General features: G+C 70.5%; 11 protein-coding genes. 10 read left to right on the forward strand and 1 reads right to left on the reverse strand.

Features of this window, described 5'->3' with window-relative positions:
• Positions 1-271 precede the first annotated feature (271 nt).
• Positions 272-766, reverse strand: coding sequence for a hypothetical protein (locus FHG10_RS01945; RefSeq protein ID WP_152351642.1), 495 nt, complete (start codon positions 764-766; stop codon positions 272-274).
• A gap of 235 nt (positions 767-1,001) precedes the next feature.
• Here FHG10_RS01945 and FHG10_RS01950 point away from each other — a divergent pair, with 235 nt between their 5' ends.
• From FHG10_RS01950 to FHG10_RS01995, 10 genes are all read left to right on the forward strand, one after another.
• Positions 1,002-1,922, forward strand: coding sequence for a Bax inhibitor-1/YccA family protein (locus FHG10_RS01950; RefSeq protein WP_152351643.1), 921 nt, complete (start codon positions 1,002-1,004; stop codon positions 1,920-1,922).
• Between the two features lie 131 nt (positions 1,923-2,053).
• A complete protein-coding gene (gene cls, locus FHG10_RS01955) occupies positions 2,054-3,538 on the forward strand; it encodes a cardiolipin synthase (protein ID WP_152351644.1) in 1,485 nt (494 codons plus the stop codon).
• A gap of 822 nt (positions 3,539-4,360) precedes the next feature.
• Complete coding sequence (locus FHG10_RS01960) at positions 4,361-6,439, forward strand: endonuclease/exonuclease/phosphatase family protein (protein ID WP_152351645.1); 2,079 nt, start codon at positions 4,361-4,363, stop codon at positions 6,437-6,439.
• Between the two features lie 112 nt (positions 6,440-6,551).
• Positions 6,552-6,848 (forward strand): WXG100 family type VII secretion target, encoded by a 297-nt coding sequence (locus tag FHG10_RS01965; protein WP_152351646.1) that lies wholly within the window; start codon positions 6,552-6,554, stop codon positions 6,846-6,848.
• Positions 6,849-7,078: 230 nt separating this feature from the next.
• Positions 7,079-8,662: a hypothetical protein gene (locus FHG10_RS01970; RefSeq protein ID WP_152351647.1), complete on the forward strand. Its 1,584-nt coding sequence runs from the start codon at positions 7,079-7,081 to the stop codon at positions 8,660-8,662.
• Entirely contained in the window at positions 8,662-10,461 is a 1,800-nt protein-coding gene (locus FHG10_RS01975) for an AAA family ATPase (protein WP_152351648.1), read from the forward strand. Before FHG10_RS01970 ends, FHG10_RS01975 begins: the two co-directional genes overlap by 1 nt.
• 2 nt (positions 10,462-10,463) lie before the next feature.
• Complete coding sequence (locus FHG10_RS01980; RefSeq protein ID WP_152351649.1) at positions 10,464-11,036, forward strand: hypothetical protein; 573 nt, start codon at positions 10,464-10,466, stop codon at positions 11,034-11,036.
• A gap of 8 nt (positions 11,037-11,044) precedes the next feature.
• Positions 11,045-11,773 carry a hypothetical protein gene (locus FHG10_RS01985; protein ID WP_152351650.1) on the forward strand — a complete coding sequence of 243 codons (729 nt, stop codon included), beginning with the start codon at positions 11,045-11,047 and terminating at the stop codon, positions 11,771-11,773.
• Between the two features lie 2 nt (positions 11,774-11,775).
• Positions 11,776-12,672, forward strand: coding sequence for a hypothetical protein (locus FHG10_RS01990; protein WP_152351651.1), 897 nt, complete (start codon positions 11,776-11,778; stop codon positions 12,670-12,672).
• The gene (locus FHG10_RS01995; RefSeq protein ID WP_152351652.1) at positions 12,669-17,108 is read left to right on the forward strand and encodes an FtsK/SpoIIIE domain-containing protein; all 4,440 of its coding nucleotides are present in this window, start codon (positions 12,669-12,671) and stop codon (positions 17,106-17,108) included. Before FHG10_RS01990 ends, FHG10_RS01995 begins: the two co-directional genes overlap by 4 nt.
• Positions 17,109-17,120: the final 12 nt, after the last annotated feature.

The following is a 17,120-nucleotide window of genomic DNA, read 5'->3' on the forward strand; positions in this document are numbered from 1 at the left end:
GCGGCCTCCTCGAACGCGCGCCGCGGAGCACGGTGCACGACCTGCTGCCCAGGGGAGCTGGCCGGCGAGTGGCGCACCAGTGCACTCATGACGCGCGATAGGCGCACTGGCGCGCCATTCGTCAGGCTCGGTCGCACAGCTGCGTCGGGATGGCGCGCGCACGGTCGCCGGGCTGGCGCCGGGAGGTCTTCGCGCGGCTCGATTCGCGCGGCTGGACTCGTGCGGCGCCGTGACCGGTGGCGCGGCGCGCGGCCGGCAGCGGACCGGCGGACTAGCGGTGGAGGCTCGTGCGCCGACGGTGCGCGCGCCGCCGACGCGCTCCGCGCACGGCCCGCACGAGCATGCGCCGTGCCCCGGTGAGGGAGTCCGCGACGAGCGCGACGCCGGTCGTCGAGACCAGCGAGATGAGGAAGACGCCGCCCGCCGTGCCCAGCAGGCCGAGGTGGGCGGCCAGTGTCCACGCGCCCGCTGCCGTGCCCGCGCCGGTGACGAGCTCGCGCAGCGAGAGCGAGCGCACGGCGTGCTCGGTGCGCGCGGTGCGCTCCGGCCGCCGGGCGACGTCCGCCCCCGGTTCGGAGGAGGAGTCCTCGTCCACCGTCTGCGGCCCCAGGTCCAGTGCCCTGGTGTCGATCGCGCGCAGGCGCGAGGTCGCCGTCGCGGTCCGACGGGGGCGGTGGCGGGCGGGCGCTGCGGACTGCGCCGTGGAAGGAGACGTGGACGCGGAGGTGCGCGTCGGCAGCGGGGTCTCGAGGGTGGCGGTCGGCATGGGATCCACCCTCGCGTGCGCGCGGCGTGCGCGGGCGGACGATCGGTGGATCGTTCGTGAAGGAATCGCAACACCGGCGCGATCGCCCCGTGCACGCATCCTGTCGGCGCGGAGCGAACATCCATCCCGCGCCCAGGCGCGGGCCCTCGCCGCCCGGTAGGCTGGGTGGAAGCGTCCCCGGGCCTCCTCGCCTGCGCAGGGCGTCCCGGCCATCACGCACTATCGGAGGAGCGCCATGGCACACCACAACATCGTCTTCGGCAAGGACAAGGCCCTCTCGCAGGGCCAGGGCCAGTACGCCCCCTCGCCGGACTTCAGGAGCGACTTCCCCGCGACGGGGCAGGGAGCGCCGCAGGGCCAGTACGGCCAGCAGGCCCAGCAGACTGCGCAGGCGCCGGGCCAGCAGGCCCCGGACCTCGAGTCCCTCTACGCGCGCCCCGCCGCGACCGGCCACGACACCGGCCGCATGACCATGCGGGACGCCCTCAACGCGATCACCGCGACGCTCGGCGTCACGATCGTGCTCGGCGTCGTCTTCTGCCTGCTGCCCGTCGCCCTCGGCGTCGTCGGCGGCGCCGAGGGGGAGAAGCTGGGGTACGGGATCGCGATCGGAGCGATGGTCGTCGGCTTCCTCGGCGGCTTCGTCCTCGCGATGGTGAACTCCTTCAAGAAGCAGCCCTCGGCGGTGCTCGTGCTCGCCTACGCCGCTCTCGAGGGCGCGGCGCTGGGCGGATTCAGCGCCATGATGGAGCGGGTCTACCCGGGCATCGCCCTGCAGGCCGTGCTCGGCACGCTCGCGGTCGCCACCACGGTGCTCGTGCTGTTCCGCATCGGCGTGCTGCGCACCTCGCCGGTGCTCACCAAGATCTTCGCGGTCGCGATGGTCGCCTACCTGCTGTTCTGCCTGGTCAACATCGGCCTCATGCTGGTCACCGGCACTGACCTGCGCAGCGGCCTGCTCGGCCTCGTGATCGGCGCGCTCGCCGTCGTCATGGCGGCCTACTCGCTGGTCATGGACTTCGAGGACGTCCAGCGCGGCGTGCGCGCCGGAGTGGCGCGCAGCTATGCGTGGCGCTGCGCCTTCGGCATCACCGTGACGCTCGTGTGGATGTACATCGAGATCCTGCGGATCCTCTCGATCCTGCGCAACAACTGATGATCTGAGGGGTCGACGGACGGCCTCGACGGACGAGGGCCGACGGACGGGCCCGGCGCACATCTGCCGAGCCCGGACGCGCCCGTCGGCCCTGCCCGTCGACTCGGCCCCTCGGCCCACGAGGAGTGTGTGTGGAGACCTGGACCTGGCTCGTCGAGCACATCGTGCTCGTCGCGCCGTACGTCGCCCTCGTCCTCGACGTCATCCTGCGCGTGACCGCAGTGCTCGTGGTGCCTCGCAACCGCCGCCCCGGGAGCGCCTTCGCGTGGCTGCTGGCGATCATGGTCTTCCCTCTCGTCGGCTTCCCGCTGTTCCTGCTGCTGGGCAACACACAGCTGCCGCGCAAGCGGCGCCGGAAGCAGGTCGTGGTCAACCGCCTCATGAAGGTGCGCGCGCACGACATCCCCGACAGCGACCTCGACGAGGACAGCCCCAGCTGGCTGCAGTCCGCCGTCGCCCTGAACCGCGAGCTCGGCGCGTACCCGCTGACGGGCAACAACTCCGCGGACCTCGAGATCGAGTACGAGGCCTCGATCCGTCGCATGGCGGAGGACATCCGCACGGCGCGCGAGACCGTCCATGTGCTCTTCTACATCGCCGGGCTCGACGAGACCACGCGCCCCTTCTTCGACGCCGTCGCCGAGGCCGCGGACCGCGGCGTGAAGGTGCGCTTCCTCTACGACCACTACGGGTCCATGAAGTACTGGAGCGTCTACCGGCCCATGCGGAAGCTGCTGGACGCCCACGGCATCGAGCACTACCCGATGATGCCGATCAAACCCCTGCGCGACGGCGCGCTGCAGCGACCCGACCTGCGCAACCATCGCAAGCTGCTGATCGTCGACGGAGAGGTCGGCTGGATGGGCAGCCAGAACCTCATCGACTCGGCCTACGCGAGCGCGAAGGGCGCGCGCGAGGGCGTGCGCTGGCAGGAGACGATGATCCGCCTGCGCGGCCCGATCGTCTCCGAGGTCAACCTGCTGTTCGGGACCGACTGGTACCTCGAGTCCGGCGAGTCGATCCCCGAGGACCAGGTGGTCCGTCCGTCGCCGGACACGTCCGGCACCTACGAGTGCCAGATCGTGCCCAGCGGGCCCGGCTTCGTGCTCGAGAACAACCTGCTGCTGTTCAACCAGCTCTTCTACAGCGCCGAGAAGCGGATCACCGCCGTCAGCCCCTACTTCGTGCCCGATGAGTCGATGCTGTACGCGCTGGTCACGGCCGCCAAGCGCGGCGTCGAGGTCGAGCTGTTCGTCTCCGAGAAGGGCGATCAGTTCCTCGTCGACCATGCCCAGTGCTCCTACTACACGGCGCTCCTCGAGGCCGGCGTGCGCATCCAGCGCTACGAGGCGCCGAAGATCCTGCACGCCAAGCACGTCACGGTCGACGACTCGGTGACGGTGCTGGGCTCCTCCAACATGGACATCCGCTCGTTCCTGCTCGACATGGAGAGCTCGCTCATGGTGGGCGGCACGGACTTCATGGAGAAGATGCACGAGGTGGAGGACGTCTACCGCTCGCGCAGCCGCGAGCTCACCCTCGAGGAGTGGCGCACACGCCCCTTCTGGAAGCAGATCCTGGACAACACCTGCCGCCTGGCCTCCGCGATCGTCTGAGACAACCGGGGGCACGGTCTCCCATCAGGAGAGCATTTACCGCGACCGGTATCTCGTCATCTGTTGCTCAGAACGACACCCGGCTGTAAGGTCGCGTTAGTCATCCCTGCCTAATGTCGCATTCGGCGTTGAAATGCGTCCTTCGAATGATCGACCTGCTCTGCAGGACGGGGCATGGGCCCTTGCGGTTCCCCCCTCGACCGTTGTATACGCGATTCTGTGCGCACAGCACAAAGGAGCTTCATGTCCCCCCGACGTATTCCTCGTGCCATTCTGCCCGCGAGTGCCTGTTCGGCCCTCGTCGGCGTGCTCCTGGGAGGCTCTCCGGCGCTGGCCGATGATGCCCCTCCGGAGCAGGGTGCCAGGGGGGTGGAGATCCGCCAGGTGTACGAGCAGGGCACACTTGACCAGGACGTCAGCGTCCAGGGGTTCGTGACCGCCGACTACTCGGACCGGGGCATCGGAGGGTTCTACGTCCAGGCGCCCAATACCGGCGGGCAGCCGGATCCCGGCGTGATGACGCCGCAGGCGGTGCATGTCGCGGGTGCCGACGATGTCCAGGTCGGTGATTATGTCCAGATCACCGGGACTGTGCGAGAAACGAATTCTGGGCGAATTATTGAGACCAGTGCCGATAAAGTCGGGGGAGAGGAAGCGCCGGAGGGGAGCGAGGCACCGAAGCCGATTACCTCTCTGGCGTCCATCAAGGGGTCGTGGAATGATGCGGCGACCCTCGACCGCATTTCGGGCATGTTGGTCATGCCGGATTCTGGGTTTCGTGTCAGCGGTCTTGACCACTATGCGCTCCGGGGTGAGGCCGCGGTGACCGAGGGCGCTCAGTTCGATGCGGCTCGGAAGGACCCGTCGGCGAGCGGAGCCCAGGGTGAGAGGCTCATCCTGGATGACGGCGCCGCTGACGAGTACACGGCGAACGAGGAGACGCAGGAGCGTGTGCTGCCCCGCTGGGCAGGCGATCGCGCACCACGGATCGGCGACGACGCCGAGTTCACGGGCCCGGGCGTCCTGGAGCACGTCGCGGACACCCCGGGGCTCACGGACGGATGGCACGTCCAGCCCACGTCCCCGGTCACCGATCCCGGCACACCCCTGCCTGCACGGGTCGAGGGCACAGCCCCGTCGGCGGAGATCGCCGCACCCTCGGGCGACCTGTCGGTGGCCCAGGTGGATCTGGGCAACTACTTCTCGACGACGGCGGACAGCGCGGACACGAGCGGTGCGGGCTGCTCCACCTCCCGGACCGCTGACGGCACGGCGCTGGCCGTTCTCGGCGGTGGTGGCTGCCCGATCCTGGGGGCCGCCGACGGCGACTCCTTCGCGCGTCAGAGATCCAAGGTCACAGCGCTGCTGTCGGGCATGAAGGGCGTGGACGTCATCGCTGTGCAGGGTCTGCAGAACGATGCGCAGATCGGGAAGGACGGCTCCTCGAGCGCGGAGGAGCTGGCGGGGCTGCTGAACGAAGCCGGGGACGGGGACTGGAAAGCCGTGGCGGCTCCGCAGGGGGCTGTCGGTCCCCGCAGCAACGGCTTCGTCTACCGCGCTGATGCTGTCGAGCCGACGGGCGAAGCCCGCATCTCCGCGGACAAGGCCTTCTACGCCGCCTCGAGCCCCGTCGCGCAGACCTTCCGTGAGCGAGGGGGCACGAAGGCGGAGGCCACGATCGTCTCGACCCGATTCTCCGGGCAGTCCACCTCTGACTACGACGGCGATCTGGGGCAGGACCAGCTGGCGGGCCGGAACGCCGAGCAGCGCAGTGCCCAGGCCGACGCTCTGACCTCGTGGATCGACGGCCTCGGCGAGGAGTCGCTGGTCGTCACGGGCAATTTCGGCTCGCTCGACGGTGACTCTCCCGTGACGACGATCACCCGCGCGGGCTTCACGGATCTGGTGGCCGGTGCCGGTGCGCCCACCAGCCAGGGGACCAGGGCGAGCGGGAACCAGACCCACGTGTTCATGTCTTCGAACCTCGCGAAGAAGGGGAAGCCCGCTGCGAGGGTCTGGGACGTCTCGGCCCAGAGCGCTCCTGCCACGGGCTACGCGGAGTTCGGCCTGAACGGTTCCGACCTCGTGGACCTGGACTCACCTGAGCGCGCGACGTCCGAGAACCCCGTGGTGTTCTCCGTGAACCTTCCTCGGGCGGCGTCCGACGGCGAGGGCTCCAGCTCTCACGCGACGGTCCGGTCCGCGCCCGACTCCGGGGCCGATACCTCGACGACGAAGTCCCCTTCGGACGACACGGAGCAGGTCGACGAGAAGTCGACGGAGAAGACCGAGGCGAAGCAGGCCGACGCGAAGAAGGCGACAGAGGCCGAGAAGACCGAGGCCGAGACGACCGAGGCGAAGACGACGACCGAGGCGAAGAAGAATGACGCGACGCAGAGCGAGCCGACGGACTCCGGCGCGTCTTCCGCGCCCGGCGCCGACTCGACGGCGCAGACCTCGGGCACGAGCGGCGCCGGCGGTGCCGCACCTGCCTCGGGCGGATCCGGCGCGGCCTCGAAGACACAGGTCTCCAGCAGTGCGGGCAGCGGCGGCAACGCCCCGTCCTCCTCGGGAACCGGCGCGACGTCGGGCTCCTCGGGCGAGAAGCGGTCTTCGCAGGCGGATGCGAAGAAGAGATCGACGCCCCCGGTGTCCGACGGCTCGCAGGCCGGCTCGACGGCAGATGCGAAGGGGTCGGGGACGCCCTCCGGCAGCGAGAAGGTCGATCCGGCGCACGCGATCCAGCTGGGTCAGGGCGGCCAGCTCGACAGCGAGGGCGCCCGGGCGTCCGTCGCTCCGGCGGACAGCGCCGTCGTGCGCGCCGGGCTGGTGATCCTGGCGATCGCCCTGGCGGTCGGCGCGGCTGTCGCCATCGCAGTCCGTCGCCGGCGCAGCTCATGAGTCCCCGGGTCGCCGACCCCCTTGAGTTTTCGTGCCGCCCGGCATGGAATCCCGGCCGCTCGCGGTCGGGGCAGCGGTAAGCAGTGAACACACCACCATTGGAGGATTTGTCATGCCGAACCTCAACGTGACCTACTCGGACATGCGAGACGCATCCAGCCGCCTGCGTTCGGGACAGTCCGAGCTGGAGTCGAAGCTCCAGGAGCTCAAGTCCATGATCGACAACCTGGTCTCCTCCGGGTACGTCACGGACAAGTCGTCCGTCGCCTTCCAGAGCGCCTACACCGAGTTCAACGACGGCGCGAGCAAGACCATCCAGGGTCTCGAGGGCATCTCCGCGTACCTCGACAAGGCCGCCGAGGCTCTCGAGAGCACCGACTCCGAGCTCGCCAGCGCGATCGGCAAGTAAGCCCGGCAGGGGGCGCGCCCGTCCACCCGGCGTGCCCGTCGGTGCAGGTCCGCAGCGATCCGCACCCTTCGCGCTGTCGCCCCCTCGGGGGCGACAGCGCGCGACGCAGCGATGCGTGAGCACCCACAGTTCGAGCGAGCGAGGTCAACATGGCGCACGGCGCAGAGCCGCAGGAGCCCGGCACCGAGGAGACGGTGCGGAGCCGTGAGAGGACAGTCGGCCGGAGACCGGTGACGACCTCGCGAAGCGGCTCCGCGATCCCCACGTCGGCCGGTCTCATGCTGGGCGCGGCGGGCGGCATCGGCCTCGGCGTCGCGGCGAACTCCCCGGACCAGGCCCGGGGGACGAAGGACGATCAGGTCCTCCCGGCCGACCGGGGCGAGGTCATCGACACGGGTGACGGCGGCGGCTTCGATGCCGAGGGTTCTCCCTCGGGCTCGTTCGACGCGAACAGCAGCGTGCTCCTGCAGCAGAAGCATCCCGTCCAGGCCCGCGACACGCTGCTGCGCGCCGAGCAGCCCGGCGATTCCGACCAGGGCGGCGAGGACGGCCAGGGCTGGGCAGATTCGTCTCAGCACGAGGCCACAGGGGGTGACGCGGGGGGTTGGATGCCTGCGCAGGACGCGCTGTCCGACGACGGAGGTGGCTTCACGCCCGGCGGTGAGCAGCTGCTGGACTACGACCAGTTCGCCGCGCAGTACGGGTACGGCGACGAGCGCCTCCTGCAGGACCTGCAGGACGCTCCGGAGAGCGACGAGGGCGTGCAGGACGAGCCCCAGGAGACCGAGCCGGCGCACGAGGCCGAGGATGCGGGCTCCGACCCGTCGGATCAGTCGGACGACAGCGAGCTCGACGAGGTCTCCCAGCACGAGGACGAGCTGGACCAGGAGATCCTCTCCCACGAGGGCCAGGTCGACGAGGGCGAGCAGATCGCCGAGGACTCCCTGGCCGAGCGCGACGCCGACGACAGCGGCGGCGACGGCGGCCAGAGCTCGGCGAGCGGGTCCGGGCGCAATGTGCTGCGCATCGACGGCTCCACGTTGGAGACGCTGCGCACCACGGCGCGGAAGGTCGCGGACAACTTCGACAGCGAGGGGATCAGCGCCGCGAAGAACCGGGACCGCGAGGCCGTTCGCGGCTACCCCGATCTCGCGGGCGCCATCAAGTCCTTCTACGACAACTGGTCCGCCAAGCGCAAGGGCATCGTCAAGAGCGTGCAGACGTATGCCGACTGGATGGACAACATCTCCGAGGGGTTCGAGGACAGCGACCGCGACCTCGCCGCGAGCCTCGCCGAGGCGGGTGCCTTCGAGCAGGACCTCTACGGGAAGATCCGAGAGGGCAGGAACTCGGCGGGCGGGGACGGCGAGAAGCCCGACAGCACACCGGAGCGGCACTCCGGCGGTGACAGCGAACGGCTGGTCGCCACCCGGCAGTCCTCACCGGCGGCCCAGTACACCGCGCCGGCGCATTCGACCACGGACGTGCTGCGGACGATCGAGCGGATCGACGGCACGGCGGCCTATGCGGGGTACGTCGCGGACTTCCTGCTCAACTCCTCCGGGTTCGCCACAGCGGGCGGCTACATCGGGGGGAACCTCGGCGAGGACGCGGTCCTGGCCGAGGGGATCACCGCGCTGACCGAGCTCATCATGTCCGCGGAGCGGACGGGCCAGCTGCCTCAGGAGCTGGGCTTCCTGAGCTTCTCCGGGGTCATGGGCGACGGCGGGGCATCTGACGCCGACCGGAACGACCAGAGCGACCAGGATGGAGCGACGTCGGAGACGGCGCAGAACGACGTGGAGGTGGCCTGATGAGTGCACCGGCAGAAGGATGGACCCGGCTCGAGCACCCGGAGGGCAACCCGATCGACGCCGATCCCGACGGCGTCAAGGCCATGGGCGACGACTGGCGTGCGATCTCCGAGGCCATCGGGCGGCTGCACGACACCGCACAGCGCACCCAGGACTCCCAGGACATGCAGTCCGACGCCTTCGACGAGACGAAGAAGAAGGGGGCCGAGCTCGCGGAGAAGCTCGCGGACTACGAGACCCGGTACGACCTGGCATCCCAGGCCGCGCGCACCTTCTCCACACAGCTGGACACGGAGATCGACAAGGCGGAGACGGCTGCGCGCAAGGCGGCGCAGCTCGACAAGCTCGACGAGACGACGACCGAGAAGGGCTCGGACGAGGCCGTCCCGACGTCGGACGCCGAGGACCAGAAGGCCCAGCTCGAGCAGTACAAGCGCGAACTCGAGGAGGCGGTCGAGGACGCGCAGTCCGCGGCCGACTCCATGGAGAGCTCCATCAACGAGGCCAAGAAGAGCGGCAAGGACTCGTGCATGGACAAGTTCAAGGCCTTCCTCAAGAAGCTGCTGAAGGTCCTCATGATCATCGGCATGATCCTGAGCGTGATCGGCCTGCTGATCCCGGGCCTGAACGTCATCATGATCATGGGGCTCATTGTCGACGTCGTGACGATGGTGTTCACGACGATCAGCTTCGCCCTCGGCCAGTCCACCGTGCTGGACCTGGTGCTCGGCATCGTGGGCGTCGGACTCGGCGCCTTCAGCGCCTTCCGCTCGCTCAAGGGCCTGAAGGTCGACGCGGAGCGCGAGGGATACGTGAAGGGGCTCAACGTCCGCAACGGGTCCAAGCCGGGGACAGGGGGCCACCTGCGGCGGCCCATCGAGATGCCGTCGTGGAGCAGGGACCCCAAGGCGGCCCGGCGAGATGCCGCGGACTCGGCATGGGGCCAGCGCTCGAGGAGCCACGACGACCTGACCCGTCTCCGCGCCACCCGCGACCGTCTGAACCGCAGGATGGACGAGCTGCGGAATGAGCCGCTTCCCAGCGTCTCCGACCCGAGGGCCGTGGAGAGGATGGCCCGGAACGAGCGGGCGAAGGGACACGTGGACGCACAGCGCGATCGCGTCTACGACGAGATCGGCACGGCCCAGTCCAAGGTGCGGGGCGCGGACGAGTTCATGGACAGCCTGCGCAGCAGTTCCTCGCCCAGCAACGCGGCGAAGTACTTCTTCACCAAGGACTGGATGAGGCTCGACCATTTCGCCGGCAGGACCGGCTGGGTCCTGGGCGTCGGGCGCAAGCCGGGTGAGGAGATCATGTCCCAGGTGGGAGGCGTCACGAAGAAGTACCCGACGAGTTTCAAGGACACGCTCTGGCATGGCTTCCTCGACCGCATGTCCTTCCGCGAGTCCCGCGGCTTCCTCAGGGACTCGGAGAAGTTCAGGGATTCGATCGGCAATGCGCCCCTGCGGATCTCCGACGATCTCGGCGACCTCAACTTCAAGAGCGACGGGCGCATCCTGCGCGACCCGCTGAGCACCGTGGACGGCGGGAGCAAGGGCGTGCTCCTGGGCGGCCACACGGACAGGGTGGGGTGGTCGTTCGGCAATCACGACTACCTGATGGGCCTCAACGGGCTGGACTCCATCCGCAAGACCTGGGGCTACATCGACAGATTCGGTCAGATGTGGGAGTACGGCGACCCGAGCAACTACTTCGATCCCGCGGGTGAGAAGACGCGTCTGACGCCGTGGAGCGACTGGAAGGCCCAGCACCCCGGCAATCCGAACTATTCCGCATGATCATGTCCCGGACAGAGCAGCCGACCGCCGAGCGGGGCGCTCCGCCCTTCGCGATGGCGCCGCCGATCGTGCTTCGCACCCCGAGCACGCGCTCGCCGCTGCCCGCAGCAGGGGAGTGGGACGACCTGATGGCCGATCTCGCTCAGATGCACGACGTGCGGGTACCGAGCTCGGCGGAGCTCGCGGACATCGACGAGGGGGCGCCGGACTGGGGCGTCCTCGCCGTGCTGATCCCCGGCGCCGTCGTGCTGCTGTGCCTCTTCTCGAGCACCACGGCTCCGGAGGGAGGCCCCGCCGAGGGCGCCGAGGTCGTTCACGAGCTGCTGACGGCCGACATCGACGCGCCCTCCGTGGTGCAGACCCTCAGCAGCTCGGGCGAGAGGATCACCCTGGGCTCCGCGCTCCAGCTCGATCCCCGCGGCACCGTGCTCACCTCGTGCGCGATGGCGCTCGAGCGCTCGCACGACACTCTCGTCCTGATCAGCACGACCGACGATCCGGGGATCGGGGACCTGCTGCCGCGGATCCTGCTGACCCTCGCCGAATCCCCTGACCCAGCTACCCGGAACGACTGAGACCGCGCATGGCATTTCTGCACACGACGACCGCGCCCCACACGTTGATGGTGCCCGAGGGCTGGCACCGACTGGGGCTCGAACAGGACAATCAGACGCTGGTGCAGGAGGCGAAGCGGCTCGCCGCCGCCTCGGTCTCGCAGGAGATACCGCGGGACAGGCGTCCGCTGGCGATCGAGCAGGTGCGCCGCTATGTCGGCGACGCCCTGCAGGATGCCAAGGCGCAGGGGATGCTCGGGGTGACCCTCCCGGTGGGCGCCTATGCGCAGGGCAGGACGATGCCGCTGTCCGTGACCGACTTCGAGTACGACGCGAGCGACGACCGTGAGGGCGGGCTGACCCTGTCGATGCTGCGCGCGGGGATGCTCCGCGGCGGCAGGGACTCCGAGGTCATCCAGGTGACCGAGGGGCTGAGGGCAGTGCGCACCCTGGCCGTCGACCATGCACCGGAGATCGAGGGCGAGGCCCTGCGCGCGAGGGCGACGACCCTCCTGTTCGCGTTCCCGCTCCCCTCCCACCCCGAGCGATGGAAGGGCATCATGTTCTCGTTCACCGTCCCCGCCCACGCGGAGGACACCGTGGACCGGGCGTACATCGCGATCGCGGACGTGATGATCCGGTCGTTCCGGTTCGTCGACGACGGCGGAGAGGAGCCGTCGCGTCTCGAGGAGCGCATCGCCGAGCTCCTCGAACAGGGACGCGCGACGGGGCCGCGGTCGCGGACGGAGGTTCCCTGAGCATGGGCGACTCGCTGTCTGGAATCGTGTTCCTGGCCGTCATCGTGTGCGCGGTCCTGCTGGCCGTGACCGTCGCTGTGGGAGTGATGGAGTTCTTCCGCCGTCGGACCTGGTCACGACGCTTCTGGCTCGAGGCCCAGCCGTCCTCGCGGCTGGGGCTGCGCGCCGGCCATCGCGTCCTCCAGAGCCTCGCCCTCGCCTGCCGGGCCGAGCAGCTGACGATGCCCGCCGTCACGGCCCTGGCGGTGGACGAGCAGCGCGCGCAGGTCTTCCTCGCCGTGCCGAGCGAGCGCGCCCCCGCACCCTGGCGTGCCAGCGACGACGGCGTGCGCTGGACGGCACTGCTCGAGGACGCCGAGGGGCTCCCCGCCGGCGACGGTGGGCCCGCAGCGGATCACGACACGGCGCCGGCCCCTGAGCTCCTCGTCACGGCCGGTCAGACGGTCGGCGCCACGCTCTTCCTCAACCTCGCGGCCGCCCCGGGGCCGATCTCGCTCAGCGGTCCTCATCGGGTGCGGCGCCAGATCGTGCGGCGCTGGGTCGCTGAGCTCACCGAGCCCGCGTGGCGACTCGACGTGAACGCACTGGTGGTCGGCGACCCCACGCTGCTGTCCGGCCGGGCCACCGATGCCTCCGGGACGCTCAGGGCCGATTCCGCCCGGGACTTCCCGGGCGGGCTGCTGCTCGTGGGCCGGGCCGCGGAGGCGGAGCGTCTGGCGTCCGTGCACGAGCGCAGCGTCGTCGACGGCATGAAGAAGGTCGCGGTGGTCGTCGACGGACCGTGGAGCCGCGCGGTGTGGACCCTGCGGGCATCCGACAACGGCACGTTGACCTCGTCGATCTTCCCCGAGGTGGATTGGCGGGAGACTCCCGAGCTCGCGATCAGGGGGATGGCGTGAAAGCGATCGTCACCGTCAGCAGCGGTGCGTGGCGACCCCGCGACGTCTTCGTCGACGCGGACCCCGAGGTCCCCGCGCGGGAGATCGTCGACGAGCTGTCCCACCTGGTCGCCGCGGAGCCCGGGAGCGTGGCGACCATCGACTCGGTCCGCGGCCGCTTCGCCCTGGGCGGGGCCGCCGCCGTCGAGGACGACCCCGCTCCCCAGGCGCCCTTCGACGCCGGGATCGCCGACGGATCCACACTGGTCTTCGGCACGCCCCGGACCCGCAGCGACCCCGAGACGGGCGCGGTGGAGCTGGTGACCGTGAGCGGCCCCGGCACGGGCGCGGTGCAGGCCCTGCAGGTGGGCGAGACCACGCTGGGCGTCGGCCCGGAAGGCACGATCGTCGCGGGCGGCGCCGTGCACTCGCCCCTGGCTTCGCTCACCGTCGCCTACGACGGGACCACGGCCGTGCGCCTCTCCGATTCGGTGGACGGGTCGCGCTACCTCGTGGTCGCCCTCGAGGAGGACTCCGTCACCCACGAGTCCACCACGTGGGACTTCGGCAGCTATCTGCACGTGGGCTCGACGATCCTGCGGCTGCGGCGCAGCCCCGTCGGAGCGGGGCAGCTGCGGCCCGACAACGGCTCGGCCACCCTGATGTTCAACCGGCCGCCCCGGCTGACGCCGCCGCCGGTGCAGAAGCGGTTCACGATCCCCGCCCCGCCGAAGCCGCCCAACCGGGGCGTGATGCCGTGGATCATGGCGCTCGGCCCCCTGGTGATCAGCGTGATCCTGGCGCTCGCGCTGCGCCACCCGTTCTACCTCGTGTTCGGCCTGGTCTCCCCGGTGATGATGCTGGGTTCGTGGTTCTCCAACCGGAAGAACGGGATCCGCACGCACCGCCAGATGCTCGCTGATCACAAGGCCGACGTCGAGGAGATCAGGGAGGCCGTCGCCGCGTCGGTGCGCGCGGAGACCGCGATGCGCCGCGAGGCGTATCCCGATCCGTCCGACCTCTGGCGCGCGGCGACGATGCCCACCCGGCGGCTCTGGGAGCGCCGACGCAGCGCCGAGGACTTCCTGCGCGTCCGGGTGGGCGTCGGCAGCCTCGCGAGCGGGATCGAGGTGACCGACAGCAGCGAGCTGGAGTACAAGCGCCGGGCATTCGACACCCTGCACCACGTGCCGGTCACCGTCGACCTCGCTGCGGCGGGCGTGGTGGGCGTCGCGGGGCCCGGTGAGTTCTCGGCGCTGCTGGGCCGCTGGATGGTGGGACAGGTGGCGGCGCTGCACCTGCCCCGTGACGTGCGGCTGTTCGTCCTCAGCCCGGGATCGCGGTTCCTGCGCTGGGAATGGACGCGGTGGCTCCCGCATGTGCTCACGGGATCCGACGACGATCGGCCGGTGGCGACCGTCGGCCATTCGGCCGAGTCGGTCATGGCCCGGATCGGGGAGCTCACGCAGATCCTGGCCGAGCGGGTGCGCACGGCCGGCGAGGACGATCGGGAGTTCACCGCCCCCGACGTGATCGTCACGGTCCTGGACGGTGCGCGGAACCTGCGCTCGCTGCCCGGGGTGCTGGGCCTGCTGCGCGACGGGCCGCGCATGGGCATGTACACGATCTGCCTCGACGAGACCTCGGCGCAGCTGCCGGAGGAGTGCGCGGTCGAGGTCGTCTCGAGCGCGGAAGGCCGACTGCGCGTCTCCCAGCACCATGCGGACGCGGTCTCTGACGTCGCCGTGGACACTGTCGACCCCGCGTGGTTCGAGACGGTCGCGCGCGCCATGAGCCCCCTGCGCGAGGTGGGCGAGGACGGGCAGGAGGGGCAGATCCCCGAGCGCAGCAGACTGCTCCCGCTGCTGGGGATGGAGACCCCGACCGCACAGCGGATCGCCGACGCCTGGGCGCTCGCGCCCCGCTCCACCTCGGCCGTCGTCGGGGAATCCTTCGACGGCCCCTTCCAGCTGGACATCAGTCGAGACGGTCCGCACGCCCTCGTCGCGGGCACGACGGGCTCGGGCAAGTCGGAGTTCCTGCAGACCCTGGTCTCCTCGCTCGCGGCGGCGAACCGGCCGGACGAGATGAACTTCGTGCTCGTGGACTACAAGGGAGGGGCGGCGTTCGCCGCATGCTCGAACCTTCCGCACGCGGTCGGCTTCGTCACCGACCTGGACCATCACCTCGTGCAGCGGGCGCTGGTCTCGCTGTCCGCCGAGCTGGTGCGCCGCGAGCACCTGCTGGCCCTCGTCGGCGCCAAGGACATCGAGGACTACCAGGCGGCCACGGAGGGCACCCGCACCGAGGGCCTCGCACGGCTCGTCATCGTGATCGACGAGTTCGCGGCCCTGGCCAAGGAGCTGCCGGACTTCGTGACGGGCCTGGTGGGGATCGCCCAGCGCGGACGCTCCCTGGGCGTCCACCTGGTCCTGGCCACTCAGCGGCCCACGGGCGTCGTCTCCACGGAGATCCGCGCGAACGTGAACCTGCGCGTGGCCCTGCGCGTGACAGACAAGACGGAGTCCTCGGACGTGATCGACGCCGGGGATGCCGCGAGGATCTCCCAGTCCACACCGGGCAGGGCCTATGCGCGCCTCGGGCACGCCAGCCTGATCCCGTTCCAGTCTGCCCGGATCGGCGGCAGGCGCGAACACGTCGACGTCTCCGCTCTGCGCCCCGAGGCCTTCGTCTCCCCGCTCTCCCTCGACGGCTTCGCGAGCGCCCCGCCCCGTCGGCCCGAGTCGGGAAGCACGGTCTCGGAGCGCACCGATCTCGAGGCGCTCGTCGAGGCGATCGGGGGAGCGGATCAGGACCTGGCGATCCCTCGTCCGCCCGCGCCCTGGCTGCCGCCCCTGCCCGAGCAGGTGGGCCTGGGCGCACTGCTGCCGCAGTACGCGGACCTCGAGCCGCGGACCGGATCCATGACCCCCATCGCGTGGGCGCTGCGCGACCTCCCCTCGACCCAGAGCCAGGAGCCGCTGCGCTTCGACCTCGACCTCGAGTCCCACCTGTTCGTCGCAGGCTCCCCCGGCAGCGGCCGCACGCAGGCCCTGCGCACCATCGCAGGATCCGCCGCGCTGCTCCACTCGCCCGCGGACGTGCACATGTACGGCATCGACTGCGGGAGCGGCGGTCTCGCCGCTCTGGAATCCCTCCCGCACTGCGGAGGAGTGTCCCGCACGGGCCAGACCGAGCGGACGCGCCGGATCCTGGCACGGCTGCGCAGCATCGTGAGCCGGCGCTCCGAGATCCTCGCGGAGGGCAGCTTCTCGAACCTGCAGGAGCAGCGCGCCGCCGCCCGCGAAGAGGACCGCCTGCCGCACGTCCTGCTGTTCATCGATCGGTGGGAGTCCTTCGTCCAGACCCTGGGCGAGATCGATGCCGGCGCGCTCACGGACCAGGTGCACATGCTGCTGGCGGAGGGCGTGAGCACCGGGGTGCACCTCATGATGGCGGGCGATCGCTCCCTGCTCGCGACCCGCATCTCCCATCTCGCCGCCAACAAGGTGATGCTGCGCTTCGACGACAGGATCGACCTGAGCCTGGGCAACCTCAAGCCGAAGGACATCCCCGACTCCCTGGCGCCCGGACGGGCCTTCCAGGCCGACTCGGGCATCGAATGCCAGGTCGCGGTCCTCCACGAGGCGGCGACCGGCCCGGACACCGCCCTCGACGCCTCCGGCGGCGGCCAGGCCGCCGCGCTGCGCTCGATCGGCGAGCGCTCGCGGGACCTGTTCCCCGAGGCCCGACCGGCCCCGCGCACCATCGTGGAGATGCCCAAGAGCCTGTCGATCGACCGGATGTTCGCCTTCCCCGAGCCGGGCGGGCGCTCCTCACTGTTCGCCGCCCTGGGCGTCGGCGGGGACGACGTCAGCCAGCTGGGGCCCGACCTCGGCACCGACGCCCCGACCTTCGTCGTGGCCGGACCGGCCCGTTCGGGCCGGAGCACCGTGCTGCGTGCGATGGCCGAGTCCCTCCTGCGCCGGGGGACGTCCATCGTGGTGCTCTCTCCCATGGCCTCTCCCGTGAGGGACCTCGAGGGTCGCGAAGGCGTCCTGGGCGTGTTCACGGAGCTGGACGTGCCCGCGCAGGAGCTCGCCGATCTCGTGGAGGGCCGGCCGGGCACCGTGATCGTGATGGACGACGGCGAGATGCTCAAGGAGATGCCGGCCAGAACCTGGCTGCGCGGATTCATCCGCGGCGCGAAGAGCAACGAGCAGGGCCTGATCGTCGGCGGCGACCTGGACGAGCTCGGCACCGGCTTCGGGACGGCGTGGAACGTGGACGTCAAGCGCGCCCGTCGGGGGATCGTGCTGTCGCCCTCGAGCGCGATCGACGGTGATCTGATCGGCGTGAAGATCTCGCGCTCGGTGTGCTCCTCGCGTGTCGTCCTGGGCATGGGCTACGCGCACTTCGGCACCGGCGTCGCCGAACCCGTGCGCCTGGCCGGCTGACAGCGGGCGATG

The sequence above is a fragment of the Brachybacterium subflavum genome, from assembly GCF_009299795.1.
GTDB classification, from domain to species: domain Bacteria; phylum Actinomycetota; class Actinomycetes; order Actinomycetales; family Dermabacteraceae; genus Brachybacterium; species Brachybacterium subflavum.